25 protein-coding genes are annotated in these 25,099 nt (G+C 66.8%); 4 read left to right on the forward strand and 21 right to left on the reverse strand.

The genetic code is table 11. From position 1 onward, the window contains the following. Positions 1 to 186: 186 nt before the first annotated feature. Positions 187 to 447 carry a 30S ribosomal protein S20 gene (gene rpsT, locus A3K89_RS07175; RefSeq protein WP_068423699.1) on the forward strand — a complete coding sequence of 87 codons (261 nt, stop codon included), beginning with the start codon at positions 187 to 189 and terminating at the stop codon, positions 445 to 447. 83 nt (positions 448 to 530) lie between these two features. Here the strand turns inward: rpsT and holA are convergent, their stop codons facing one another. The 11 genes from holA to A3K89_RS07230 form a co-directional block, all read right to left on the reverse strand. After that, the gene (gene holA / locus A3K89_RS07180) at positions 531 to 1,499 is read right to left on the reverse strand and encodes a DNA polymerase III subunit delta (RefSeq protein ID WP_084423640.1); all 969 of its coding nucleotides are present in this window, start codon (positions 1,497 to 1,499) and stop codon (positions 531 to 533) included. A 48-nt stretch (positions 1,500 to 1,547) separates the two neighbouring features. Then, positions 1,548 to 3,086: a ComEC/Rec2 family competence protein gene (locus A3K89_RS07185; RefSeq protein WP_068423701.1), complete on the reverse strand. Its 1,539-nt coding sequence runs from the start codon at positions 3,084 to 3,086 to the stop codon at positions 1,548 to 1,550. After that, the gene (locus tag A3K89_RS07190; RefSeq protein ID WP_068423703.1) at positions 3,083 to 3,919 is read right to left on the reverse strand and encodes a ComEA family DNA-binding protein; all 837 of its coding nucleotides are present in this window, start codon (positions 3,917 to 3,919) and stop codon (positions 3,083 to 3,085) included. Before A3K89_RS07190 ends, A3K89_RS07185 begins: the two co-directional genes overlap by 4 nt. 90 nt (positions 3,920 to 4,009) lie before the next feature. Then, positions 4,010 to 4,843, reverse strand: a complete 834-nt coding sequence (locus A3K89_RS07195; RefSeq protein ID WP_068423705.1) for a DegV family protein — start codon at positions 4,841 to 4,843, stop codon at positions 4,010 to 4,012. Beyond that, complete coding sequence (gene octT / locus A3K89_RS07200; RefSeq protein ID WP_068423707.1) at positions 4,840 to 5,610, reverse strand: diglucosylglycerate octanoyltransferase; 771 nt, start codon at positions 5,608 to 5,610, stop codon at positions 4,840 to 4,842. Before octT ends, A3K89_RS07195 begins: the two co-directional genes overlap by 4 nt. Further along, the gene (locus tag A3K89_RS07205) at positions 5,597 to 6,262 is read right to left on the reverse strand and encodes a histidine phosphatase family protein (RefSeq protein ID WP_068423709.1); all 666 of its coding nucleotides are present in this window, start codon (positions 6,260 to 6,262) and stop codon (positions 5,597 to 5,599) included. Before A3K89_RS07205 ends, octT begins: the two co-directional genes overlap by 14 nt. After that, entirely contained in the window at positions 6,259 to 6,654 is a 396-nt protein-coding gene (rsfS, locus tag A3K89_RS07210; RefSeq protein WP_068423710.1) for a ribosome silencing factor, read from the reverse strand. The genes A3K89_RS07205 and rsfS overlap by 4 nt, the downstream gene beginning before the upstream one ends. Next, on the reverse strand, positions 6,655 to 7,419 hold the full coding sequence (gene nadD, locus A3K89_RS07215) for a nicotinate-nucleotide adenylyltransferase (protein ID WP_302050729.1): 765 nt from the start codon (positions 7,417 to 7,419) through the stop codon (positions 6,655 to 6,657). Positions 7,420 to 7,447: 28 nt separating this feature from the next. Beyond that, complete coding sequence (locus A3K89_RS07220) at positions 7,448 to 8,863, reverse strand: vWA domain-containing protein (protein ID WP_068423714.1); 1,416 nt, start codon at positions 8,861 to 8,863, stop codon at positions 7,448 to 7,450. A 1-nt stretch (position 8,864) separates the two neighbouring features. Beyond that, complete coding sequence (locus A3K89_RS07225; RefSeq protein ID WP_068423716.1) at positions 8,865 to 9,752, reverse strand: AAA family ATPase; 888 nt, start codon at positions 9,750 to 9,752, stop codon at positions 8,865 to 8,867. A 23-nt stretch (positions 9,753 to 9,775) separates the two neighbouring features. Next, positions 9,776 to 11,059: a glutamate-5-semialdehyde dehydrogenase gene (locus A3K89_RS07230; protein ID WP_068423719.1), complete on the reverse strand. Its 1,284-nt coding sequence runs from the start codon at positions 11,057 to 11,059 to the stop codon at positions 9,776 to 9,778. Positions 11,060 to 11,171: 112 nt separating this feature from the next. Between A3K89_RS07230 and A3K89_RS07235 the strand changes: the two genes are divergently transcribed. Beyond that, positions 11,172 to 12,275, forward strand: a complete 1,104-nt coding sequence (locus tag A3K89_RS07235; protein WP_068423838.1) for an NADH:flavin oxidoreductase/NADH oxidase — start codon at positions 11,172 to 11,174, stop codon at positions 12,273 to 12,275. A 7-nt stretch (positions 12,276 to 12,282) separates the two neighbouring features. Here the strand turns inward: A3K89_RS07235 and A3K89_RS07240 are convergent, their stop codons facing one another. From A3K89_RS07240 to A3K89_RS07275, 8 genes are all read right to left on the reverse strand, one after another. Continuing rightward, positions 12,283 to 13,251, reverse strand: a complete 969-nt coding sequence (locus tag A3K89_RS07240; RefSeq protein WP_068423720.1) for a D-2-hydroxyacid dehydrogenase — start codon at positions 13,249 to 13,251, stop codon at positions 12,283 to 12,285. Then, positions 13,248 to 14,621 carry an MFS transporter gene (locus A3K89_RS07245; RefSeq protein WP_068423722.1) on the reverse strand — a complete coding sequence of 458 codons (1,374 nt, stop codon included), beginning with the start codon at positions 14,619 to 14,621 and terminating at the stop codon, positions 13,248 to 13,250. Before A3K89_RS07245 ends, A3K89_RS07240 begins: the two co-directional genes overlap by 4 nt. A 181-nt stretch (positions 14,622 to 14,802) precedes the next feature. After that, positions 14,803 to 16,008: a M20 family metallopeptidase gene (locus A3K89_RS07250; protein ID WP_068423724.1), complete on the reverse strand. Its 1,206-nt coding sequence runs from the start codon at positions 16,006 to 16,008 to the stop codon at positions 14,803 to 14,805. Then, on the reverse strand, positions 16,005 to 17,234 hold the full coding sequence (locus A3K89_RS07255; protein WP_068423726.1) for an aminotransferase-like domain-containing protein: 1,230 nt from the start codon (positions 17,232 to 17,234) through the stop codon (positions 16,005 to 16,007). Before A3K89_RS07255 ends, A3K89_RS07250 begins: the two co-directional genes overlap by 4 nt. Position 17,235: 1 nt before the next feature. Then, entirely contained in the window at positions 17,236 to 18,432 is a 1,197-nt protein-coding gene (locus A3K89_RS07260; RefSeq protein ID WP_261768619.1) for a M24 family metallopeptidase, read from the reverse strand. Positions 18,433 to 18,669: 237 nt separating this feature from the next. Further along, positions 18,670 to 19,389, reverse strand: a complete 720-nt coding sequence (locus A3K89_RS07265; protein WP_240931443.1) for a GntR family transcriptional regulator — start codon at positions 19,387 to 19,389, stop codon at positions 18,670 to 18,672. A gap of 14 nt (positions 19,390 to 19,403) precedes the next feature. Continuing rightward, positions 19,404 to 20,861: an NAD-dependent succinate-semialdehyde dehydrogenase gene (locus A3K89_RS07270; RefSeq protein WP_068423728.1), complete on the reverse strand. Its 1,458-nt coding sequence runs from the start codon at positions 20,859 to 20,861 to the stop codon at positions 19,404 to 19,406. Between the two features lie 46 nt (positions 20,862 to 20,907). After that, positions 20,908 to 22,170, reverse strand: coding sequence for an aspartate aminotransferase family protein (locus A3K89_RS07275; protein ID WP_068423844.1), 1,263 nt, complete (start codon positions 22,168 to 22,170; stop codon positions 20,908 to 20,910). 254 nt (positions 22,171 to 22,424) lie between these two features. Here A3K89_RS07275 and A3K89_RS07280 point away from each other — a divergent pair, with 254 nt between their 5' ends. Further along, positions 22,425 to 23,285: a ribokinase gene (locus A3K89_RS07280; RefSeq protein ID WP_068423732.1), complete on the forward strand. Its 861-nt coding sequence runs from the start codon at positions 22,425 to 22,427 to the stop codon at positions 23,283 to 23,285. After that, entirely contained in the window at positions 23,282 to 24,172 is an 891-nt protein-coding gene (locus A3K89_RS07285) for a LysR family transcriptional regulator (RefSeq protein ID WP_068423734.1), read from the forward strand. Before A3K89_RS07280 ends, A3K89_RS07285 begins: the two co-directional genes overlap by 4 nt. A gap of 1 nt (position 24,173) precedes the next feature. Here A3K89_RS07285 and crcB read toward each other — a convergent pair whose 3' ends face one another. Together crcB and A3K89_RS07295 are read right to left on the reverse strand one after the other, a co-directional pair. Next, complete coding sequence (crcB, locus tag A3K89_RS07290; RefSeq protein WP_068423735.1) at positions 24,174 to 24,536, reverse strand: fluoride efflux transporter CrcB; 363 nt, start codon at positions 24,534 to 24,536, stop codon at positions 24,174 to 24,176. Next, positions 24,533 to 25,054 carry a fluoride efflux transporter FluC gene (locus A3K89_RS07295; protein WP_084423643.1) on the reverse strand — a complete coding sequence of 174 codons (522 nt, stop codon included), beginning with the start codon at positions 25,052 to 25,054 and terminating at the stop codon, positions 24,533 to 24,535. Before A3K89_RS07295 ends, crcB begins: the two co-directional genes overlap by 4 nt. Between the last annotated feature and the right edge of the window lie 45 nt (positions 25,055 to 25,099).

A 25,099-nucleotide genomic window follows, 5' to 3' on the forward strand; every position in this document is an offset into this window, starting at 1 on the left:
ATTCTCGAAACACGGCCCGTCCCGCACGGCCCGGCGCGACGCCGCGTCGACGGATTGGGTTCTGCGACGCCCAGCTGGTATTCTCGATCTTCGGCGCTGGGCTGCAATGGCTCCGCAGCAGACTTCGGGCATTCCAGCATGGATCGCCCTGACCGGAATACCGACGAAGACAGAAGGATTTTACGCGTGGCCAACATCAAGTCCCAGAAGAAGCGCATTCTCACCAACGAGCGCAACCGCCTGCGCAACCAGTCGGTGAAGTCCTCGCTGCGGACGATCATTCGCTCCTTCCGCACCGCTGAGGCTGCAGGCGACAAGGCAACGGCGTCCGCCATCGCCGTCACCGCAGGTCGTCAGCTGGACAAGGCAGCCAGCAAGGGCGTCATCCACAAGAACCAGGCAGCCAACAAGAAGTCGGCTCTGGCTCTGGCTGTCAACAAGCTCTGATTCAGACCTTCTCGTAGAGAACCTCGCAAGAACCCGCTCGGATCACCGAGCGGGTTCTTTGCTGTTCGCTCCGCTTCGGCCGGTCAACTACCGAGGCCGGCCACGACGGCCACCGCGTGCTCGACGGCGTAATCCGCGTCGGCTGCTTGGCCTTTGACGTCGGCGTTCAACTGCGCGACGATCTGCAACGCCTCCCCGATCGACTGCCCGTTCCAGCTGCGCGCCTGGGCCTGCGCCTTCTTGATCTTCCACGGCGGCATGCCGAGTTCACTCGCCATACGGAACGGGTCCCCGCGACCCGCCGACCCGACCAGCGCGATGGTCCGCACCGCGTCGGCGAGCGCGTCGGCAAGCAGGACGTGGGGCACACCCCGGTGCATCGCCCACCGCAGGGCCTCCAGCGCGCCTGCACCATCCCCTGCGACGGCCTTCTCGGCGACGTCGAAACCGGAGACTTCGGCTTTGCCCGAGTAGTAGCGGCGTACCGCGGCCACGTCGACCTTGCCCGCGGTGTCGGCGACCAGCTGCGAGCACGCCGCCGCTAGTTCACGCAGTTCGGAACCGACGGATTCGACGACGGCCTCGACGACGTCGCCGCTGACCCTGACACCCGCAGCGGTGAATTCTCGTTTGACGAAGTCGGGGCGGTCGCCGGGCTTCAGCTTGGAGCAGTCGTGCGTGACGGCACCGGCCTTCTGCAGCGCACCGGCCATCGCCTTCGCGCGGCCACCGCCGGAATGCATGACGACGAGGACGGCCCCGGCAGGCGGATCCGCGGCCGCGTCGAGCACGAGGGCGACGGCGTCCTTGCCCGCCTCGGCTGCCGCCTCCAGCACGACGACGCGGTCCTCCGCGAACAGAGACGGGCTGAGCAGCTCGGCGAGTTCGGGGGCGGTGGCATCGCCTGCACGCAGCTTGGTGACCGGCACCTCGTCACCCTCGGGTGCCCCGGCGCGCACATCGGCGACGATCGACGCGACCGCCCGATCCATGAGCAATTCCTCGTCGCCGAGTACGAGGTGCAGAGGAGAAACCGAGGCTGTCGCAGTCACAGCACAGATCGTGCCATGCCGGTCCGACGCTCTCCGAATGCGCCGACGTCACAAGAGTGCCGTTGCCACCCACGCGAGTGTCGCCGCCGCACAGAGCACTCCGCACACCCATCGGATGGGCCGGAATCGCAATGCCACGAGGACGACAAGCGTGCCGCCGAGAACGAGCCCTGCACCGGCGATGCCGTCCGGAACGACGATCGCACCCCCGGGAGCCGACGCGGCCCAGTGCGCGACGGCAATCAACCACCACAGCGGCGCGGACGCCAGTTCGAGGACGAGTGCGGCGAGTCCGATCGAGACCGGTGCGATCGTTGCCGCGGTCGCACCGACGACGGTGATCGGCGCGACGACCGGCGCGACCACGATGTTGGCCAGTACACCGACCACCGAGAACGTGCCCGCCATCGCCGCCACCACCGGGGCCGTGACGGCGTGAGCCGCCGCCGCCACCGCGACGATCTCGGCACCGGCCCTCCCCCACCCGTGACGACGCAGCCAGTCCACCCAGACCGGCGCGAGCACGACGAGACCGGCGGTCGCGAGCACCGACAACGCGAATCCGAAGTCGACTGCCAGTTCCGGCCACCACGCGAGCAACACCAGCACTGCGGTGCACAACGCGGGGACCGCCTGACGACGGCGCCCCGTCACGAGCGCGAGCAGTCCTATTCCGCCCATCACGGCCGCGCGCAACACGCTCGGCGACGGACGCGCGACCACGACGAAACCCAGCAACACGACGGCACACACCACCACCGTCGGGCGTGGACCGATTCCGATCCCCCGCGTCAACAACAGCACGGCACCCAGGACGATCGAAAAGTTGGCTCCCGAGACGGCGTTCAGATGTGTCAGACCTGCTGCCTTGAAATCGCTTTCGACGTCGTCGGGCAGTGCCGAGACGTCTCCGACGACGAGACCGGGCAGCAGCCCGGCCTGATCGTCGGGCAGCGCTGCCCCGGCGGCCGACGTCAGATCACGCCGTATCGAATCCGCTGCGACGCCGATCGGACCTGGATCGCCCACCAGCAGCGGCGGTCCCTGCGTTCGAACGACCGCGAGCGTCAGATCGGCGCGGTCCGGCAGTGCGAGCCGACCACGCAGCGTCACCGATTGGCCTGGCACCACGTGCTCCCACCCGTCGGCGGGCGCGACGACGAGAATTCGACCGCCGTGACGAACGGGAACGCCTCCGATGTCGATCTGCTCGAGTTCCGCTCGCACCGACACCGTTGCGGGACCGGGGTAGCGCAACCGACGGGGATCCTCACGAACCACGACCGCCGCGCTGACCCACGCCTTGTCCGCCGCTGCCGACGTGACGGGGCTCGACTCGACCGCCGACGAGTGCAGTGCCGCCGCGCCCGAGTAGCAGGCGCCCGCTACCGCGAACGCGATCAGCCCGACGCCCCACCCCACACCTCTGGTCGAAACACACAGCAGCGCAGCAACACTCATGCATACGACGGCGACAACCACGGCGACGGCCGATCCGAACAGCACCCCGACGACGGTCGCGGTCCACGCCGCGGCTGCGGCAGGTACCAACCGAACATCGAACGGCCGGATGGCCGGTTCGTTCACACCGAGACCTGAGCGCGCAGCTTCTCCAGTCGGACCGGGCCGATGCCGTCGACCTCCGACAGTTGGTCGACGGAAGTGAAGCGACCGTTCACCTCCCGCCACGCGACGATGTTGGCGGCCGTGACAGGACCGACGCCCGGCAGCGCGTCGAGCTCGGCCACCGACGCGTCGTTCAGATTCACCGGACCGCCGCCGTCAGGGCCGGCTGCCGCTGTCGAATTTCCCTGCGTATCAGCCTGACTCGTCGTTCCGCTGACGATCGGACGCCCCTCGGGCGGCAGCGCGCCGACCACGATCTGATCGCCGTCGGCGACTTTCGCCGCGAGATTGAGCGCGACGACGTCGCCGCCGTCGCGGGCTCCACCCGCCGCGGCCAGGGCATCGGCGACGCGGGATCCGACCGGGAGATGAACCAGTCCGGCGTTGACGACGAGCCCGACGACACTGACGACGAGATCGACCGGCGGTTCGGGAACCCCGGACGCAGCACCGTCGGACGCAGCACTACCGGACGCCGAAGCGCCCTCCGAAACAGGCTGCACGACAGGGAGAGCCGGAACCGGGGCTACGGCGGGCGCGTCACGAAGCCAGCCGTACGCCGCCACGAGGACGACGACCAGGCCCACCCCCGCCAACGCGAACATTCCCTTGCGTCCCGGGTCCACGCGCGCGCCGCGCCACCGTTCGGGTAGATACGCCGACAGGGCTGTGTCGCGACGATCGTCGGCGAGCAACCAGTTCGGTTGTCCGGTGCGATCGTCGTCGTGTTCGCCCGTCGATCGTGGCGGTGCGGATCCGGCGCGCGACACCGTACGGTTCTCGAGACTTGCCATGGGCCGACGCTAACCCGGCGACGATTCCGGCCTGGCTCCTCTGCGCTGGTGAGAAATTGCCCTGTGGACAGACCGGACGGCTGTGGACGATCAGGCGTCGGGGCAGACCGCGACGCCGACCGCTCCCGGCCCGACGTGCGCACCGAGCACCGCTCCGAACGGTGTGACGTCGACGCGGTCGACCTGCGAAACACGTTCTGCCAGTTGCGATGCGAGCGTCTCGGCGCGTTCCGGGCACTGCATGTGATGCACCGTCAGCGCGACGCCGTGCTCGCCTGCGACCGACGCGACCGCGTTCACGAGTTTTCCGAGCGCCTTCGTCGACGTGCGCGCCTTCTCCGCGAGGACGAGCCGCCCCTCGCTCAGATGGAGGACGGGTTTCATCGCGAGCGCCGTCCCGAGCAACGCTGCGGCTGCGCCGATCCGGCCACCGCGGCGCAGATGGTCGAGTTTGTCCACGACGATGAACGAGCGCACGCGCACCGACACCGACACCGCTGCGTCGTAGACGGCGTCGAGGTTCCCGCCTGCCGCAGCCGTCGACGACGCCGCCAGCGCGGCGTACCCGACGCCCATTCCCGCCGCCCCGGAGTCGACGACGCGTATGCCGTCTCCCAGTTCGGCGGCAGCCCGCCGGGCCGCCTCCCACGTGCTGGAGAGTCCGCGCGAGATGTGCACGGCGACGACGCCGTCGCCGCCACTGCGGTCGAGCGCGTCACCGTAGATCCGTCGCAGTTCGTCGGGCGACGCGCCGGCCGTCGTCACGGGGCCGTCGGCGGCGAAGTCGTCGGGAATGGGGTCGATCCCCTCACGAAGATCGGCGCCTCCCACGAACACGTGCAGCGGCGCGATTGCCATGCCTTCTCGCCGGGCGACGGCGTCGTCGATGCACGCCGAGGAATCGGTGACGACGACGACGCTCATGCCTGCTGCCCGTCCGCGCTGACGCGGGGACGCAGTTCCGCGAGCATCGCGTCGGCGACAGCGACGTGTGCGTCCCAGCCCCAGTGGATGCCGTCGGGATTCGCGTTGTTGGACATGATGTTCGCGCGGACGGCCTCGGCGAGATCGACGAGCGGCACGCCGGTGTCCGAGCTCCAGCGCCGCAGTGCCCGCTCGGCTGCGGGCCGCCCGGTGTGCACGTTGCCGTACGCGTCGCTGCGATGCACCGACGGCAACGTGCCGACGACGGGCAGGTCGGGTCGGACGTACGCCAGAGCGGCACGGGACTTCTCGAGATATTCGACGCTGAGCTTGGGTGGCAATGCGACGGGCCATCCGAGCGGCGACAGCCGGGGCTGCGCCCACTGATATCCGTTCCGAACGATACGACGGAGAGCCGGCGGCCTGACGTAGCGAATCTGCTCGCGCAACGCCGTCGGCAACGGCGACGGTAGCGAATCCATCCCGCCGACGCCGAACACGACCGCGCCCGCTTTCGGGATGGCTGCCCACACGCGGGGGTCCTGTGTCAGTGCCCACCACACGTCTCGGCTGGTCCAGCCGATCCGGGCGACCAGTTCGACCGTCCACCCCAGCTCCGACGCCACCAGATTGGGCCAGATCCTCGGGTCGTCGACCGGCAGGCCGCCCTTGGGGCCGTAGTAACTGAGCGAGTCCGCCAACACCAGCAGTACCGGCGGCGTCCCCTCGTCCACCGGTGGTGCCGAGTAGTCGTCAGAGGACGTCACTGGCCACCCGCGCCGACGCGTTCCACACGTCCAGACGCCATCCCAGGTCGGCGACGTCGCCGTGGCTGCTGAGCTGCACCCAACTGGTGTTCGACAGCCCGCCGAAGACAGGCCACCGGTCGACGGGAAGATCGAGCAACGCTGCGGTCAGTGCAGCGATCAGGCCGCCGTGCGCAACGAGGACGACCGGATGATCGGCGCCGGACGCACCCCATTCCGGCAGCGCCGCGACCAGTTCCTGTACCACCGGCACACTACGGCGAGTGACGTCGACACGGTTCTCCCCACCGGGCGGAGCCATCTGCGCGTCGGCGCGCCACCGGAGCCGCGCACCCGGTGCCACGGCGTCGACGTCGTGATGCGTCAACCCCTGCCATTCGCCCAGGTGCGTCTCACGCAGACGTTCGTCCGAGGTGACGGCAAGGCCCGCCGCGTCGCCGAGAGCCGACGCGGTATCGAATGCGCGCTTCAGGTCCGACGAGACGATGCGGAGCGGCGAGCGCGCCGCCAGCACGGCGGCCGCGTCCTTCGCCTGCGTGCGACCGAGTTCGGTCAGATCGGTGTCGAGCTGGCCCTGCATACGATCGTTCGCGTTGTATTCCGTCTGACCGTGGCGCAGCAGGATCAACTGCCGCTTCGCGGCGATACTCACTGCTCCGATTCCGAGTCGGCGTCCCGGCGTTCGCCGATGCCGGGAACCTCGACGGTCGGGCAGTCCTTCCACAGACGCTCGAGAGCATAGAAGTTGCGCTCGTCGTTGTGCTGGACGTGGATCACGACGTCGACGAAGTCGAGCAACGCCCACCGGCCCTCACGAGTGCCTTCCTTGCGGACCGGCTTGTATCCCGCCTCGCGCAGTTTGTCCTCGATGTTCTCGACGATCGAGCTGACCTGGCGCTCGTTGGGGGCGGAGGCGATGACGAAGCAGTCCGTGATGACCAACTGCTCCGAGACGTCGAGAACGACGACGTCGGTCGCCAGTTTGTCGTCGGCCGCGAGCGCCGCGATTCGTGCGACGTTCACGGCCTCGTCAGTTGCAGTCACTTAGCTTCTCTCCCACTGGTTCGGGCTCGACTCCTCGGTCACGGAATCGGCCTGCTTGATCTTCTGCGGCACCGGCTCCGACATTGTGACGGAACCGTCGAGGCGTTGCTCGCCTCTGGGTCGATAGAGATTTCTCTTCGAGATGTACTGCACCACGCCGTCGGGCACGAGGTACCAGACCGGCCGATTCTCTGCCGCCCGCAACCGGCAATCCGTCGACGAAATGGCCAGCGCCGGGATCTCGATGAGCGTCAACGCATCGTCCGGAAGCGCCTGCAGGTGGTCCGCGAGGTGCTCGACTCCGAGCTCGAACCCCGGCCTCGACACACCGACGAACTTGGCCAGCTCGAACAGTTCCTCCCAGTTCTGCCAGGTCAGAATACTCTCGAGCGCGTCCGCTCCCGTGATGAAGTACAGCTCGGCGGTCGGGTGCTGGGCTCGAAGGTCGCGCAGTGTGTCGACGGTGTACGTCAACTTCTCGCGGTCGACGTCGACCCGGCTCACCGAGAAACGTGGATTGGATGCGGTCGCGATGACCGTCATGAGATACCGGTCCTCGGCGGGGCTGACCGCCTTGCCTTCCTTCTGCCACGGTGTTCCGGTCGGGACGAAGATGACCTCGTCCAGTCCGAAGCTGTTCGCGACCTCGCTGGCAGCGACGAGGTGACCGTGGTGAATGGGGTCGAACGTCCCGCCCATCACACCGAGTCTGCGGACCGCAGGACGGTGTGCAGACGAGTCGCTGGTCTGGGGTGGTCGGTGCACGATTGTCGAGCTTATCTGGCGAGTGTCGTCACACCGGCAGCAGACGTGCGACGAAGTCCGAGAGCTGGACCGCCGAACGACATTCGTACATGCCGATCACCTCGCCGTACACGTTCGCCGCGGAGTCACCGCTCCCCCATTGCCCCTTCGGTTCCGGGTTGAGCCAGTAGGCGTGCTTGGCGACGGACACCGTGCGCGCGAGCGCGTCGGTACCCGGGTCGCGGTAGTTGGTCCGGCCGTCTCCCAGCACCAGAACCGAGGAGCGCGACGTCACCGCCGACGCGTACCGATCGTCGAACGTTCGGAACGCATTCCCGTAGTCGGAGTGGCCGTCGTACGTGATCAGATTCGCTTCCCGGACGATGCGCGTCATCGCGGCGCCGAGGTCCGAGCCGGAGTCGAAGAACTGCGTCACCTCGTCGGTCGAATCGATGAACGCGAAGATTCGTACCCGTGAGAACTGTTCGCGCAGCGCATGGACCAGCAGCAGCGTGAAGTGGCTGAAACCAGCGACGGATCCCGACACGTCGCACAACACGACGAGCTCGGGACGCGCCCGGCGCGGCTTGCGTTGCACGAGGTCGATCGGGACGCCGCCCGTCGACATGGACTTGCGCAGCGTGCGTCGTAGATCGATCGCGCCTGCCCTGCTTCGACTGCGTCGCACGGCCAGCCTGCTGGCCAGAAGGCGCGCGAGCGGAGCGACACTGCGGCGAAGCGCAACCATCTCGGTGTCCGACGCGCGAAGGAAGTCGACTTCCTCGGCCAGCTTGGGAACTCCGTAACTCGCGACGCGTTCGCGTCCCAACTGTTCGGCGGCGCGGCGGCGTGTTTCCTGGTCGACCATTCTGCGCAGATCTGCGAGTCGCTGCGCTGCGGTCCGCTTGGCCACCTCGTCCTGGTAACCGCCTGCCGACCGGGTGGACCCGTCGTCCGCCTGACCGAGCAGTCCTTCGAGAATCCTGCTGAGCAGCGTGTCGGGTGCGACGTCGCGTAGCGCTTGATACGCCGAGAACGACGGACCGTTCGTGGACTTGTACTGACCGAGTTCTTCCACCATCTGAGCCGCGAGCAGTTCGGTGAGTTCGACGGCGTCCGGGCTGCCGTCGATCAGCAGCTCGGCGATCAGGTCGCGCAGTGCGGGGAAATCGACCTGCCCGTCCGGTGTGCGCGGCAGCGACGTGTCGATGTTTCCCGACTCCCGATGCCCCGACGCGGCGGGGAACCACAGGTCGAACAGCGCGTCGAACGTGGCCCGATGCGTCGGGCGACGCAGCAGCGAGCACGCGAGCCCCTCGCGCAGCGCCTCCCGGTCCATCAGGTCGAGGACCGACACGACCTTGCCCGCGTCGACGGTCTCCGACGGCCCGACGGCCACACCACGCCTGCGCAACGCCTCGACGAAGTCGACGAGATGACCGGGAAACCCGTGCGAGGAGTGCATGTCAGTTCAGCCGAAGCTCGGCTGCAGCCTTGTCCTGGTCCGACTGGTGCTTGAGCACCACGCCGAGCGTCGTACGCACCGCGTCGTCGTCGAGGGTGTCCAGCCCGAGGGCGAGCAGCGTGCGTCCCCAGTCGATGGTCTCGGCAACCGACGGCAGCTTCTTGAGCTGCATCGCGCGCAGCACACGGACCGTACGGACCATCTGTTCGGCTACGGCTTCCGGAAGCTCGGGCACCCGGCTGGCCAGAATGCGTCGCTCGAGATCGGCGTCCGGGAAATCGAGGTGCAGGAAGAGGCACCGCCGCTTCAGCGCCTCCGACAGCTCGCGCGTCGCGTTCGAGGTGAGCACGACGAACGGGGTGCGCGTCGCCGTGATGGTTCCGAGCTCGGGGATGGTGACGGCGAAATCGCTGAGTATCTCGAGCAGCAGGCCCTCGATCTCGACGTCCGCTTTGTCGGTCTCGTCGATCAGCAGGACCGTCGGATCCTCACGACGAATGGCCTGCAGAAGCGGCCGCGCGAGCAGGAACTCCTCGGAGAACACGTCGAGCTTGGTCTCGTCCCAATCCTGCGCGCCGCCGGATCCCGACTGGATACGCAGAATCTGTTTCGCGTGGTTCCACTCGTAGAGCGCTCTCGCCTCGTCGACGCCCTCGTAGCACTGCAGTCGAACGAGCTCGGCGCCCGACGTCTGTGCCACCGCCCTGGCCAACTCGGTCTTGCCGACACCGGCAGGACCCTCGATGAGAAGCGGCTTGCCGAGCCGGTCGGCCAGGAACACGGACGTCGCCGTGGCCTTGTTCGCCAGATATCCGGTCTCGGCGAGTCGTGCGACTACGTCGTCGACACTGCCGAACAAGGGAGGGGAAGTCGGAAGCGCTCGATCCACGTCTGGTGTCCTTTGCTGTCAGCTCATGCTTGTCGGGTGTGGCCTTCGCCCCAGACGATCCACTTGGTGGAGGTCAGCTCGGGAAGACCCATCGGCCCGCGTGCGTGCAACTTCTGCGTCGAGATGCCGATCTCGGCGCCGAACCCGAACTGCTCACCGTCGGTGAACGCCGTCGACGCGTTGACCATGACGGCGGCCGCGTCGACTCGGGTGGTGAACTCCTTGGCGGCCTTCAGATCCGAGGTGACGATGGCCTCGGTGTGGCCGGTGCCGAACGTGTCGATGTGTGCGATCGCCGCGTCGATGCCGTCGACGACCTTCAGCGCGACGTCGAGCGACAGATACTCCTCCGACCAGTCCGTGTCCGTCGCCGGAACCAGACCGGGCAGGTCGCCGTGTACGACGACGCTGTGCGCCTGCAGCGCCTGCAGCAACTGTGGCACGGCGGTCTCCGCGACGGCCGCGTCGACCAAGATGGTCTCGGCGGCGTTGCACACGCTGACGCGTCGGGTCTTGGCGTTCAGCACGATCCTCTCGGCCATCTCGAGGTCTGCTGCCGCGTGCACGTAGACGTGGCAGTTACCGACGCCCGTCTCGATGGTCGGAACCGTGGCGTCGCGCACGACCGCCGAGATCAACCCTGCGCCTCCGCGAGGAATGACGACATCGACGAGACCACGAGCCTGGATGAGGTGGGTCACGGACGCGCGGCTCGCGCTGGAAAGCAGCTGTACGGCGTCCACGGGTAGGCCGCGCGCAGCGAGCGAACCCTGGATCGCGTCGACCAGGGCAGCGTTGGACCGTGCAGCCGACGACGAGCCGCGCAGCAGCGCGGCGTTGCCGGACTTGAACGCGAGCCCGAACGCGTCGACGGTGACGTTGGGACGAGCCTCGTAGACCATGCCGACGACGCCGAGCGGAACCCGCAGTTGGCGAATGTCCAGGCCGTTGGGAAGCGTCGATCCGCGTACGACCTCGCCGACGGGGTCGGGCAGCCCGGCCACCTGACGTAGTCCTGCGGCAATGCCGTCGATTCGCGCCTCGGTCAGGCGAAGTCGGTCGAGCAGTCCCTCGTCGGTCCCCGCGGCGCGAGCAGCGTCGACATCCTCGGTGTTCGCTGCGATGACCTGCGGCGCGGCGGCCAGCACTGCGTCGGCTGCCGCATGCAGCGCCGCATCCTTCTCTGCGGTGGTCAGCAGGGCCAGTGCCCGCGACGCCACCCGTGCACGCCGAGCTGCAACGTGCACCTGCTCACGCTCGTCCGTACCGCCGGTGGCCTGAGACTCCGCAAAGGATGGTGCAGTCATGCACTACACAGTAACCAGAACGGCCCGGCGGGTTGCAGCGTGATCGAGGGAATGCACCTCCGCTCGGGTGGGTTACCGAAACGGCGAGTGTATTTCGACGAAGGAGAGTTTCTTGAGTGCCCTGTTCGAACCCCTGACCCTGCGCGGCGTGACGTTCCCGAATCGCGTGTGGATGGCACCGATGTGCCAGTACTCCGCCGATACCGCAGGTGACCGCGTCGGAGCGCCGAACGACTGGCATCGGACCCATCTGATCAGTCGTGCGCTCGGCGGAGCGGGTCTCATTCTGACGGAGGCCTCTGCGGTGAGCCCGGACGGGCGAATCAGTCCAGCGGACCTCGGAATCTGGAACGACACGCAGACCGAGGCGTTCGCCGAGATCGTCGCGAAGATCGAGGAGCACGGCTCGGTTCCGGGGATCCAGCTCGCACACGCAGGACGGAAAGCGTCGACGACCGCTCCGTGGCTCGGCGGCAAGTCCATTCCTGCCGACGAGGAACTCGGATGGGAGACCATCGGACCCAGCGCTGTCGCGTTCGGTGACTACTCGACGCCGCGCGCCGCGACGACCGAGGACATCTCGCGGATCGTGCGCGACTTCGTCGCCGCGGCGGAACGGTCGTTGCGCGCCGGCTTCAAGGTCGCGGAAATCCATGCCGCGCACGGGTATCTGGTGCACCAGTTCCTGTCCCCCGCCAGCAACACTCGCACCGACGAGTACGGCGGCGACTTCGCCGGCCGTACCCGGTTGCTCGTCGAGATCGTCGACGCGGTGCGTGAGGTCTGGCCTGCCGAACTGCCACTGTTCGTCCGTGTCTCCGCAACCGATTGGCTCGACGAGGACACCGAGGGTCTCGAGGCGCCGAGTTGGACGTCGGATCAGACCGTCGCGCTCGTTCAGTTGCTGGCCGACCACGGCGTCGACTTGATCGATGTGTCCACCGGCGGCAACGTGCGCGCGAAGATCCCGGTCGAACCCGGCTACCAGGTTCCGTTCGCGAAGCGAGTGCAGAACGAGACGAAAATCCCTGCCGCGGCCGTCGGCCTCATCACCGAACCGAAGCAGGCCGAGGACATCGTGTCCTCCGGTGAGGCGGAGGCCGTCCTTCTCGCCCGTGAACTGCTGCGCGACCCGTACTGGCCCCGCCGCGCGGCGCGCGAACTCGGTGCGGACATCGCGCCCGCCGTGGCTCCGCAGTACGAGCGCGCTTTCTGATGTGGGGTCAGCTCGAGACGAAACCGAGCTTCTTGTCGACCACGTTCTCGAGATCGGTCGACGACGCATACCGCTCGAAATTCGCGACGAACAGATCCGCCAGGCGGCGGCGCCAGCCCACGGCGTCGCCGCTCATGTGCGGTGTGACGACGACGTTCTCGGCAGACCACAGAGGGCTGTCCTCCGGCAACGGTTCGGTGTCGAACACGTCGAGCGCCGCCCCGCCGACGTGACCACTGCGTAGCGCGTCGAGAAGCGCTGCGCTGTCGAGTAATTCACCGCGCCCGACGTTCACGACGCGAACACCCGGTTTGGCCGCGGCGAGCACGTCTGCATCGACGACCCGCCGCGTCGCGTCGGTCAGCGGGGCGATGAGAATCAGATAGTCGACGTCGTGCACCACCTTTGCCAGCGTCGAACTGGCATGCACGACACCGAAATCGGGGTCCCCGTCGCGAGAGGTGCGTCCGACGCCACTGACCTTCATGCCCACCGCCGTCAGGATGCGGGCGATTTCACGGCCGATGGCGCCGGTACCCACCACCATCGCGTGTGTGGTGTCGATCAGTTCCGTTTCTCGATGCCGCCATTCGCGTCGCTGCTGCAGCTGCGCGGACACCGCGGAATCCTTGGCGAACGCCAGGATCTGGCCGAGTACGAATTCGGCGATGGGACGGTCGAAAACTCCTCGCGAATTGGTCACGACGACATCGGATTCCGCGAGAGCGTCGAACATCAGCGAGTCGACGCCCGCCGCGGCGATGTGAATCCATCTCAGCGAATCGCAACGATCCCACACATCGGGGACCGCCGACGAGAAGAAATCCCACAGCAGCAGGACGTCCGCGCCGGGCATGGCGTCCCCGAGGGTATCCGCCGTGGCGTAACGCACCTCGGCCACAGCGGATACCGCGTCCAGCCCCTCGGGGAGGTGATCGGCGTGGAGGACGACGACGATCGGCCGATCGACCGTCAACCCTTGTACCCCACCAGCTCGACGCCCGACGCCGCGACCTCGTCGTCGTTGTCACCTGGACACTGGGTGCCGCGCAACGAACGTCCTGCAGTTTCCGGCATCAGCAGAATCGGAACGAAAGCGATTGCGGCAGCCAGCATCATGTAGAAACCGGGCACCAGGTTGGAGCCGGTCCGGTCGATCAGGAACGTCAGGATCAGAGGTGCGGTACCGCCGAACAACGACGTCGAGACGTTGTAGCCGATCGCGAACGCGCCGTACCGAACCTGCGTCGGGAACAGCGCGGGCAGCGTCGACGACACGCACGAACACATGATGACCAGCAGGATGCCGAGACCCAGCAGACCGATCGTCTGACCGACCAGTCCGGTGTTGATGATGAGCAGGAACAGCGGCACGCTGAACACGAAGTAGCCGACGCACGCCGCCAGGAGCAGAGGCTTTCGGCCGACGCGGTCGGACAGCGATCCGATCGGGTTGATGATGGCCATCATGACGAGCATGATCACGACCAGCGTGAAGTTGGACTGAGTCGTGCTGTGCCCCAACGTGTCACTGAGGTACGACGGCAGGAACGTGAGCACCGTGTAGTAGGCGATGTTCAGCAGCAGAACGAATCCCATCAGGATGAGAATGCGCTGCCAGTACGTCATCGTGGTCTTGAGCGACGCGATCGCGCCGCCACCCTCCGAGCCCTCGGAGACGGTCTCGCCGTCGGCCTTCGCCTCGGAGAACACCGGCGAATCTTCGAGTCGCGTGCGGAGCCACAGCGCGATGATGCCGAGGGGCAACGTCACGAGGAACGGAATTCTCCAACCCCATGCCTCCATCGTGTCGTCGCCGAGACCGAGGTTGAGCAACGTGCACAGAGTGGCGCCTGCGACAGTGCCTGCGAGAGTGCCGAATTCGAGGAACGAACCGAAGAATCCGCGACGCTTGTCCGGGGCGTATTCCGCCATGAACACGGCGGCGCCACCGTATTCGCCACCGGTGGAGAACCCCTGCACGAGCCGGCAGACGAGGAGCAGGATCGGCGCGAGGATGCCGACGGTGTCGAAGGTCGGCAGAATGCCGATCGCTGCGGTCGCGACCGACATCATCGTGACGGTCAGGACCAGCACCTTCTGGCGACCGATACGGTCACCGAGTGGTCCGAGAACGATTCCGCCGATCGGGCGAATGATGAACGACGCCGCGAGAACCGCGAACGTGGACAACAGGCTGGCCCCGCCGTCCTCCGACGGGAAGAAGTTCGCGGCGACGTAGACGGCCAGGTAGCCGTAGACCGCGTAGTCGAACCATTCGACGGCGTTACCGAGTGCAGAGCCACCGATGGCTCGATGCAGAACTTTCTTCTCCTCCGGGTTCAACTCTTTGGTGTCCGGCGGATAACCGGTGGTCGAACTGTCGGACTCGCTACTGCTAGACCCACTACTGGAAGATCGTGTCACGGTCCATTACCTCTCGCTTTGTGAACAACGTGGAGCGTCGGGCAGGTACTTCGCAGCGTTTCACACTACGGAAGCAAAAATTCGACTTTTCGCACTACCCCTAGGTTTTTGTCATAACTGCTGGTCGCACAATGGTTCTGGACGCCATCAATGCGTACGCCCTTGCGCTGTCGCACAATTGCCGAACCGACACCGATTCGTCGGGCTGGTGAGCCTGCGTTTCTATTTCTCCTGGGCCGAACACGACGGTCGGTGTACCCAGATCGCGCGCGACGAAACCTCCGTCGCACGACGCCGTCCACACGTCGGTTCCGCGGAATCCTGCCGCATCGGTGACGGCGCCGACGACCGTGCCGACGACAGCGGCATCGTTCGAGGTCAGGAAACCGGGCATCTCCATCGCGACATCGACCGACACGTCGATTCCATCGCCTGTGATGCCCGCTGCGCGGACACGGTTCGCCAGGTGTGCTGCGATGTCGTGCGCATCCTCGCCGGGAAGAAGCCGGCGGTCGGCGGTGATGACGCAGCGATCCGCGACCATCGAGGTACCCGTGCCGCCCGCGATCGTTCCGACGTTCCACGTGCCCGGCCCCAGGGTGGGGTGCGCGGATGCCCTCAGTTCCTCGGCCATGGTGTCGAGGAGCCCGACGATGCGCGCGGCTGAGGAGATCGCATTGCGACCGTTGCTGGGCCGCCCCGCGTGTGCGGACCGACCGGTCACCGTGATCTCGAGATTCGCAGCGCCCCGGCATCCGACGATGGTCACCAGATCCGTCGGCTCGGCGACGATGCACGACGCATACGTCCTCCGATGCGGCGCACGCACGTACGCGCGAATGCCGAGTCCGGTGTCCTCTTCGTCGACGAGACACGCGAGCGACACCGGTGAAGCACCCACCGCGCCTGCCTCTTTCAACGCAGCCATGGCCATGACGACCGCTGCGAGACCACCTTTCATGTCGCACGCTCCACGGCCGAACAGTCGGCCGTCTCGCACCGTTGCGCGGAACGGGTCGGACGTCCATCCGCTCCCCGCCGGAACGACGTCGGAGTGGCCGACGAACAGCACCCCCGGCTCGTCGGAACCGCCCACCGACACAACGACATTGGGACGACCGGGCGCGACATCGTCGATCTCGACGTCGAATCCGAGAGCGCGACAATGCTCGTCGAGTACTGCCGCGACGGAGCCCTCCGTGCTGCCGGGGTTCTCACCACCGGCATCGATCAGCGCCGACGCCAGGGACACGATCGCGTCGTCGTCGATACGTTCGAGAATTCGACGCTCGAGGGCGTCCGTCATCGACGGGAGCTACCCGATCGTGCGTCGACGACCTTGTCGACCGCCACCGCAAGGCGTTTCACACCCTCGTCGATCCGATCCGGAGTCGACGACGCGAAGCACAGCCGCAGCGAGTCGTGGAACGCGCCCGCGACCGAGAGTGCAGGTCCGGGAATGTAGGCAACACCCTCGGCCAGTGCGACTTCGAACAACTCCTGCGTCGAGATCGACGCGGCCTCGCCGCGCAACGTGGCCCACAGGAAGAATCCACCCTCGGGGTCGGTGGTCACGAGGCTGTCGCCGAAGTACGTCGCGATGCTCTGCTGCATGGCGATCTTCCGTGGGCGGTAGACCGCCGCGAGCGACCGAAGATGAGCGTCGAGGTACCCGCGTCGAATGAATTCGGCGATCATCCGTTGGTTCGGCAGGTTGGTGCACGTGTCCATCGCCTGCTTCGCGTTGATGATCAGCTGCCGAGCCTCGGGGGCGGCGTCCACCCATCCGACGCGTAGGCCCGGAGCGATCATCTTGGAGAACGTGCGTACCGAGAACACGAGCGGATCGTTCGGGCTCAGCGACGGGAAGCTCGGAATGTGCTCGCCCTCGAATCGGAGAAGCCCGTACGGGTCGTCGTCGAGGATCACCGAACCCCATGCGTGCGCGAGCTCGAGCAACATGGTCCGACGCGCGAGCGACATCGTTGTACCCGAGGGGTTCTGGAAGTTCGGGATGACGTAGATCATCTTGGGGCGTCTGCCCGCGCGCTCGACCAGCTCCGGGAGGGCCTCGACGACGAGACCGTCGGAATCCATCGGCGCTTCGAGAACGTCGCCTCCGTAGCTCAGAATCGTCGCCGTTCCGTTCGTGTACGTCGGACTTTCGACGATCACCAGATCTCCCGGATCCACGAACAACTTGCACGCGAGGTCGAGACCCTGCATACCACCGGAGGTGATGACGAGTCGGTCCGCCGACGTCGGCTCCCCCACCGAATCCAGATAGCCGAGCAGCGCGTCGAGCAACGCCGGATCACCCTCGGTCGCAGCGTAATCCATCGCATCGGCCGTCAGGACCGACGACGCGATCTCCGAGAACGCCTGCGCCGGAACCGTTTCGGCGGCAGGTGATCCCATGGCGAATCGAACGATGTCATGCTTCTGCGACGCGAGGAGCGATGTCGAGGAGTCGATCACCGAACCCACGAGCTTGTCGGTGCGCATCGCCCAGGGCAGTGTGGTCGCAATCATTTCACTCCTTCGTCAGCAGGTGCCGCGGGAAGGACGTGAACGTCTCGACTCCGCTGTCGGTTACTCGGACGGCCTCGGATACCTCGTATCCGTAGTCGTCCATCCACATTCCCCCGATGATGTGGAAGGTCATGTTCTCGGCGAGAACCGTGTCGTCGTCGGTGCGGATGCTCACCGTGCGCTCGCCCCAGTCGGGTGCGTAGGCGATGCCGATCGAGTACCCGATGCGCGACGGCTTGTGCAAGCCGTGCTCGGCGAGAGCGATGTTCCAGGTCTGCGCCAGATCGCTGGTCGTGGCACCGGGACGAACGGCGTCGAGAACGGCGTTCAAGGCCTCGCCGGTCGACTTCGCCAGATAGTCGAGCCGCGTGCTCGGAGTGCCGAGGACGATCGTGCGGGCCATCGGGACGTGGTACCGACGGAACACACCGGCCAACTCGACGACGGTGGTCTCACCGGCGATGAAAGCTTGATCGGACCACGTCAGGTGAGGTGTGTCCGCGCCCGCACCGGTGGGAAGCATGGGCACGATTGCCGGGTGGTCACCGCCGAAGGCGTCGGTGCCCTTCACCTGCGCGCTCATGATGGCGGCGGCCGCGTCGCACTGCCGCCGTCCGATCTCGACCGATTCGAACGCCGCCTCCATCGCCGATTCGCACACACGCGCGGCGCCCCGCATCAGATCGATCTCGGCGGGTGACTTCACGACGCGCACCCAGTTGACCAACTCGTAGGAATCGGTGAATCGATACTCGGGCAGTGCCTTGACGAGAACCTCGAAGGCGCGCGGGCTGAAGTAGTAGGAATCCATCTCCAGACCGACCTGGCCGTGCGAGAAGTTGTTCACCACACCGAGTTCCCGCAATTTCTGGCCGACCCACACGAACGGGTGCGTATCTTTGCGCTGCACGAACGTTTCGGGGTAGCCGAACGTCTGATCCTGCGGCAACCACGACGTCCGGAATGCGCCTGCCGCGTCCATCGCCCGCGCGAAGAAGTACAGCTCTCCTTCGAGTGGGACGTACAGCATCTGCGGGGTGTAGAACGACAAAGCGTTGTAGCCCAACAGGTAGTAGAGGTTGGACGGGTCGGTCACGATGAGGGCCGTCAGATTCTGCCGGGTCATGCGTTCCCGCACCGCGGCCAGACGACGGGAGTACTCGTCCTCGGTGAAGGTGATCGGCGTGCTGTTCGGCAGATCCACGTATTCGGCGAGACCCGGTGCATGCTCCGGTCCGACTGCGCTGGTGAGCGCGACGACGGGATGTTCGTTCTCGTTCACTGGTACCCCCTTTCGAGATGTCGCGGACGGCAGCGACCAGCCTGTACGCGTTTTGCAGATTGTTGACAATCAGGCTAGGTGCTGAAACCTACCCACTGCAAGGGATGTCGTGTTACTTCTGCGTTGCGGACAGCCGACGGCGGCCCGGACCGCTCAGGACGAGGCCGGGAGTGGAACGTGCTCGGCGGGGGCCGACTCCGCCGCCATCGCCGTCGTCAGATCGTGGACGGCCGTGTCCATGTGCTCGTGCAGGCCCGCTTCGAGCGCCGCCCAATCCGAGCCGAGCAGCAGGTCGACGAGTAATTGGTGTTCCTCGACGAGTGCTTCCGGTCGGTAGTACGCGGTTTCCAGATTGGCCATGCAGATTCGCGCTTCGGCCGCGAGCGTCGCGTACATCCGAGACATCCTGCTGTTCGACGTCGCCGCCACCAACGCGGTGTGGAAGGCCAGGTCACGCTCGGCGAGCCCGAGCCAGTCGGCACGATCGATGAACGGCTGCATCTGACCGACGATGTCCGACAATTCCACTGCGGTGGACTTCAGGACCGCGAGATCGCCGTTCACGAGCGTCCACGCGGCGCCCACCTCGATCGCGGCGCGCGCCCCGTAGATCTCGGCGACGTCGTCGACACTGAGTTCGACGACGAAGACACCGCGGTTCCGGTAGCTGACGAGCAGACCTTCCTGATTGAGACGCTGCAACGCCTCCCGGACCGGTCCACGTGAAATCTGTAGTTCTGCAGCGACATTCGCCTCGTTGATCTGCTCCCCCGGTGCGTAGGAGCCGTCGATGATGCGATCGCGGATCTGATCCGCGATCACCATCGAGGTGTTCCGCGCATCGATCGGCGTCAACCGCCTCGAACCGGTCATCGTCATGCCTCCTGTCAAGACCTCGGGATCGCAAAGTATTTGTATTCCAAGAACTCGTCTATGCCAACCTTGCCACCCTCACGACCGAGCCCGGATTGCTTGACGCCTCCGAACGGCGCCGCCGGATTGGACACCAATCCTGTGTTGAGTCCGACCATGCCGACCTCGAGCCGCTCCCCCATGCGCAGCGCGCGGTCGATGTCCTGCGTGAACACGTACCCGACCAGTCCCCACTCGGTGTCGTTCGCGAGCGCGATCACTTCGTCCTCGGTGTCGAACGGTACGACCGCGGCGACGGGACCGAAGATCTCGGTCGACATGAGATCGGAAGAGGCGTCGACGTCGTCGAGCACGGTGGGCGGATAGAAGTAGCCGGGTCCGTCGTCCTGGATCCCGCCGACCACCGCACGAGCCCCCCGGGACAGTGCGTCGTCGACGAGGCGTTGCACCTTGGCGCGTCCGTCCTGGTCGATCAGCGGGCCCACCTCGACACCGTCCCGAGCGCCGGCACCGACCGTCAGCGACCCCATGCGGGCGCCGAGCTTGTCGGCGAATTCCCTTGCGACGCTGCGGTGGACGAAGAATCGATTGGCGGCGGTGCACGCCTCCCCCATGTTGCGCATCTTGGCGACCATCGCCCCGTCGACCGCTCGATCGATGTCGGCGCCCTCGGCCACGATGAACGGTGCGTTGCCACCGAGCTCCATCGACGCCCGCATGACGGTCGGTGCAGCCTGCGCCAGCAAGATCTTGCCGACCTCGGTCGAGCCGGTGAAGCTGATCTTGCGCGCGAGGCCGCTCGCCATCCACGAGCCAACGACGTCCGACGCGTTCGTCGTCGGAACGACGTTGACGACACCGGCGGGCACGCCTGCCTCGCGCAGAATGTCCGCGAGCGCCAGCGCAGTCAGCGGAGTCTGCTCGGCGGGCTTGAACACGACGGTGCATCCCGCAGCCAGCGCAGGCCCGATCTTGCGGGTACCCATGGCCAGCGGAAAGTTCCACGGCGTCACCAGAATGCACGGCCCGACGGGCGCACGCGTGACGATGATGCGGTTCTTGCCGTCGCCGGTCGACGTGTGATCACCCGAGATGCGTACCGCCTCCTCGGAAAACCATCGGAAGAACTCCGCGCCGTAGGCGACCTCTCCGCGGGCGTCGGCCAGCGGTTTGCCCATTTCGGCGGTGATCACGGCCGCCAGTTGCTCCGTGCGCTCGACGATCAGCTCGAATGCCCGACGCAGGATGTTGCTGCGTTCGCGAGGAGCCGTCGCAGCCCAGGCCTCCTGCGCATCGGCGGCGGCTGTCATCGCAGCTTCTGCGTCGGCGATCGTTCCATCGGCGACGGCGGCGATCACCTCACCGGTGGCAGGGTCGACGACGTCGAACGTCGCGTCCGTATCGCGCCACGCACCGGCGATGAAAAGTCCTGTCGGAGTATCGATGTGGGGTCGGGTAGTTGTCGCGGTCACCGGAGCCGCTCCTTTCCGTAGTGGGCGGCGATCCTCGCCGATTCGGTCACAGCGCGCGCTTCAAGGTCCGGGCGAGTGCGTCGACGCCCTCGGCGATCTCGTCGTCGGTCACCACCAACGCAGGAATCACACGGACGACATTGCCCATCCCTCCACACGTGAGCAGCAACAGGCCTTCGGAGATCGCGGTCTGCTGCACACGGGTCGCGGCGGCCGCGTCGGGTGCACCTGCGTCGTCGACGAATTCGAGCGCGAGCATCAGACCGACGCCACGTGCGTCGCCGATCGCCGAGTACTGCTCTTTCAGACCCCGGAGACCGTCGAGCAGCGCAGCGCCCTGCTTTGCCGCGTTCTCGACGAGACCCTCGTCGCGGACGACGTCGAGCGTTGCGATGGCCGCGGCCGCGGCGACCGCGTTGCCGCCGTATGTCCCGCCCTGCGAACCCGGCCATGCCTTCGACATCAGCCCGGTGGACGCCGTGATCGCCGAGATCGGGAAGCCCGACGCGAGCCCCTTGGCCGTGATCACGATGTCGGGCTTCGCTGCCGAATGCTCGTGACCCCAGAACTTGCCGGTGCGTCCGACGCCTGCCTGCACCTCGTCGACGACGAACACGATGCCGTGCCGGTCCGCGCGTTCGCGCAGTCCTTCGAGGAACGCGGGCGGGGTCTGGATGTAACCGCCGTCGCCGAGGACCGGTTCGATGATGAACGCCGCGGTGTCGGCGGGACTCGAGACGGTGGCGAGCAGGTAGTCGAGCTCCTTCAGCGCGAAGGCCACGGCGGTGTCGACGTCCCAGCCGTAACGAAACGCGTACGGGAACGGTGCGATGTGGACGCCGCCCATGATCGGCGAGAAGCCGGACCGAAATTTCGTGCCCGCGGTGGTGAGCGACGCAGCCGCGACCGTCCGGCCGTGGAATCCGCCGTGGAAGGCGATGATGTTCGGACGCCCAGTTGCCATGCGCGCCAGACGAATCGACGCCTCGACTGCCTCCGAGCCGGAGTTCGCGTAGAACACGCTGTCCAGACCGGCCGGCAGGACATCGCCGAGCTTCTCGGTCAGCTCGAGGAGAGGCTTGTGCATGACGGTCGTGTACTGCGCGTGGATGATCTTGCCGACCTGCTCGCGCGCGGCCTCGACGACCCTCGGATGGCAATGCCCGGTGCTGGTGACGCCGATCCCCGTCGTGAAGTCGAGGTACCGGTTCCCGTCCGTCCCGTGGATCCAACTCCCGATCGCGTGGTCCACGACGACAGGGGTCGCCTGCTTCAGGGCTGGACTGAGGTGAGTGGTCGACGCTGTCATGCGGTCCATCGTGGGCGCCACATTGCCGATTGTCAACAATCTGCAACTGACTTTCTGGCGCCCCCACCCGCCTTTCCGGACCGAATGTCACGTTCGGTCACTCGGAGTGAGCGAGGGACGCCCTCGCTGATGTTCGGGCGTTCGGCGCCCACCGGACCGAATGACGCATTCGGTCACCTTGAGTGAGCACGGGACGCCCTCGGTCCGTCTCACCCCTCCCCCGCACCCCCACCCCGGCCGCATAGTGTCATCCCATGCACGCGACGCGAGTGACCGTTCTGGGCAGCATCAACATGGACCTGACCGCGGTTACCGACCACCTCCCCGCGCCGGGCGAGACGGTTCTCAGCGACGCGTTCGCGACCGCGCAGGGCGGCAAGGGCGCGAATCAAGCGATCGCTGCGGCCCGCTCCGGCTCCGAGACCACATTCCTCGGAGCGGTCGGCGACGACGCGTTCGCGACCGACCTCGCCGCGCGGCTGCGCGATGCATCCGTCGACGCGTCCCTGCTGCGCCGCACCGACGGGCCGAGCGGCATCGCCGTCATCACGGTCGACACGAAGGGCGAGAACTCGATCGTCGTCGTTCCCGGAGCCAACGCGCTCGTCACCGATCTGACCGGCGAGGAACTCGACGTCATTGCCGAATCCGATGTTCTGTTGTGCCAGTTCGAGATTCCGCTGTCCACGGTCACGGCGGCAGCACAACACGCGCGACGGAACGGAACTCTCGTCGTACTGAATCCCTCTCCCGTGCACGCCGCGCCGGACGAGCTTCTCGATGCGGTCGACGTGTTGGTCGTCAACGAGGCCGAGGCCGCGGCGCTCGGCTCCGACCTGCTGGGACGCGTCACGCATGTCGTGACGACCCTCGGCGCATCCGGCGCGCGTTACTCCGGGCCTGCAGGCGAATTCGCCGTCCCCGCACCCGTCGTCGACGCGATCGACACCACCGGCGCAGGCGACGCGTTCACCGGTGCGCTGGTGGCCGAATGGCCGAAGGGTCCGGAGGCCGCGGTCCGATGGGCTTGTGCAGCAGGCGCATTCGCGGCGACCCGACGCGGCGCGGGAGCGTCGTCGGGCACACGGGCCCAGATCGAGTCCGTACTCGCATGACACTCTCCCCACGCGTCCCGGATCTCACGGCGCTCGACGTGATGGTGTCGGTCGCTCGGCTGGGCAGCATGAGCGCCGCAGGGCGCGAACACGGCATGAGTCAGCAGGCGGTCAGTGCGAGAATCCGTGCAGCCGAACGCGATATCGGGTTGCGCGTCTTCCATCGCACGACGAGCGGAGTGGAACTCACTCCCGAAGGCGTTGCCGTGTTGGAGTGGGCCGAGAGCGTCCTGACCGCGGCCGACACGTTCGCGACGGGCGTTCAGTCCCTGCTGCAGGAAGACCGGGCACACCTGACAGTGGCGGCGAGCATGACGGTCGCCGAGCATCTGGTGCCGGGATGGGTCGTCATGATGCGCTCGCGCTACCCCGACGTCACCACCCAGGTGCGGCTGATGAACTCGACCGAGGTGGCGCAGCACGTCCTCGACGGGCGGGCGGATCTGGGATTCGTCGAGGGCCCCGATGTTCCGTCCGGGCTCGGCGTGCGCGTGGTGGCGGCCGACGAACTGGTCGTCGTCACCGGGGCCGGCCATCCGTGGGCGCGTCGCGGATCGGTCACCGTCGACGAATTGGCCGCGACACCGTTGGTTCAGCGCGAGCCTGGTTCCGGAACGCGCACGACGTACGAGAACACCGTGCACCCGTCGGCGCAGCCGCTGCTCGAGCTGAATTCGGTGACCGCGATCAAGTCGGCGGTGGCAACGGCGCACGCGCCCGGCGTTCTGTCGTCACTCGCGGTCGACACCGAAATTCGGGACGGTCGGCTGATCCGCGTCGTCGTCGACGGCCTCAGCATGCCGCGTCAGCTCCGCGCGATCTGGAACCGACAGGAACCACTGCGTGGGCCCCGACGGGATTTTCTCGACATCGCGGCAGGCAGCTGAGTCACGCTGCGATCGCCACTCCGACCGCACAGGCGCCGACCGACAGGACCAGCGTCGCGACCGCGTTCGCCAGCGCCGACAGACGTCTGCCCTGCTGCATCAGCCGCACGGTCTCGACACTGGCAGTACTGAAGGTCGTGTAACCGCCACAGAAGCCGGTGCCGACGACGGTCTGCAGATCGCTCGATGCGCCGTCGAACAGGACCAGTCCGGCGACGAATCCGAGCAGCAGCGATCCGGAGATGTTGATGGCCACCGTCGCCCACGGAAAAGCGCCGTGCAGCTTCGTCCTGACGACGGAGTCGAGCGTGAATCGGGAGACGGCACCGAGCGCCCCGGCGATCGCGAGAGCGAGGACGATCACTGTGTTCCCCTGTTCCGACGCGACGCCACCGCAATGCCCGCCCACGCCGCGAGAGCACCGAGCACGACGCTGACGATGCCGTACAGCACTGCCGTCACCGCGTGACCGTCGCGCGTCGAGATCACGGCTTCGAGCGCGAGTGTGCTGTACGTGGTGAAGGCACCACAGAATCCCGTGCCGGCGAGCAACCGAAGTCGTTGCCGCACACCGGCGTCAGGCCCCCGCCGGGCCAACGCCTCCAGCAACGAGCCGAGCACGAACGCCCCGACGACGTTGATCGCGAACGTCGCGACAGGCCAGTCCGGCGTGCGGTGCGGAACCGCCGTCTCGATCGCGTGACGAGCCAGGGTGCCGACCACACCGCCGGCGAACACCAACAGCAACGCCAGCGGTTGCCGGTGCAGAGGTCGGAGCGAGGCCGCCGTCGCGGTGATGCGACGCGCGTCCGGATCCGTCGGCAACTCGTCGTGTGGGTCACCGTGCGCGGACTCCGCCGGGTCGTCTCCCTGTGTCGACATGCCACCTCCTCCGGCAGGAGCCTAGCCCCGGCTCCGCACCGGACT

The sequence above is a fragment of the Rhodococcoides kyotonense genome (assembly GCF_001645385.1).
Taxonomy (GTDB): domain Bacteria; phylum Actinomycetota; class Actinomycetes; order Mycobacteriales; family Mycobacteriaceae; genus Rhodococcoides; species Rhodococcoides kyotonensis_B.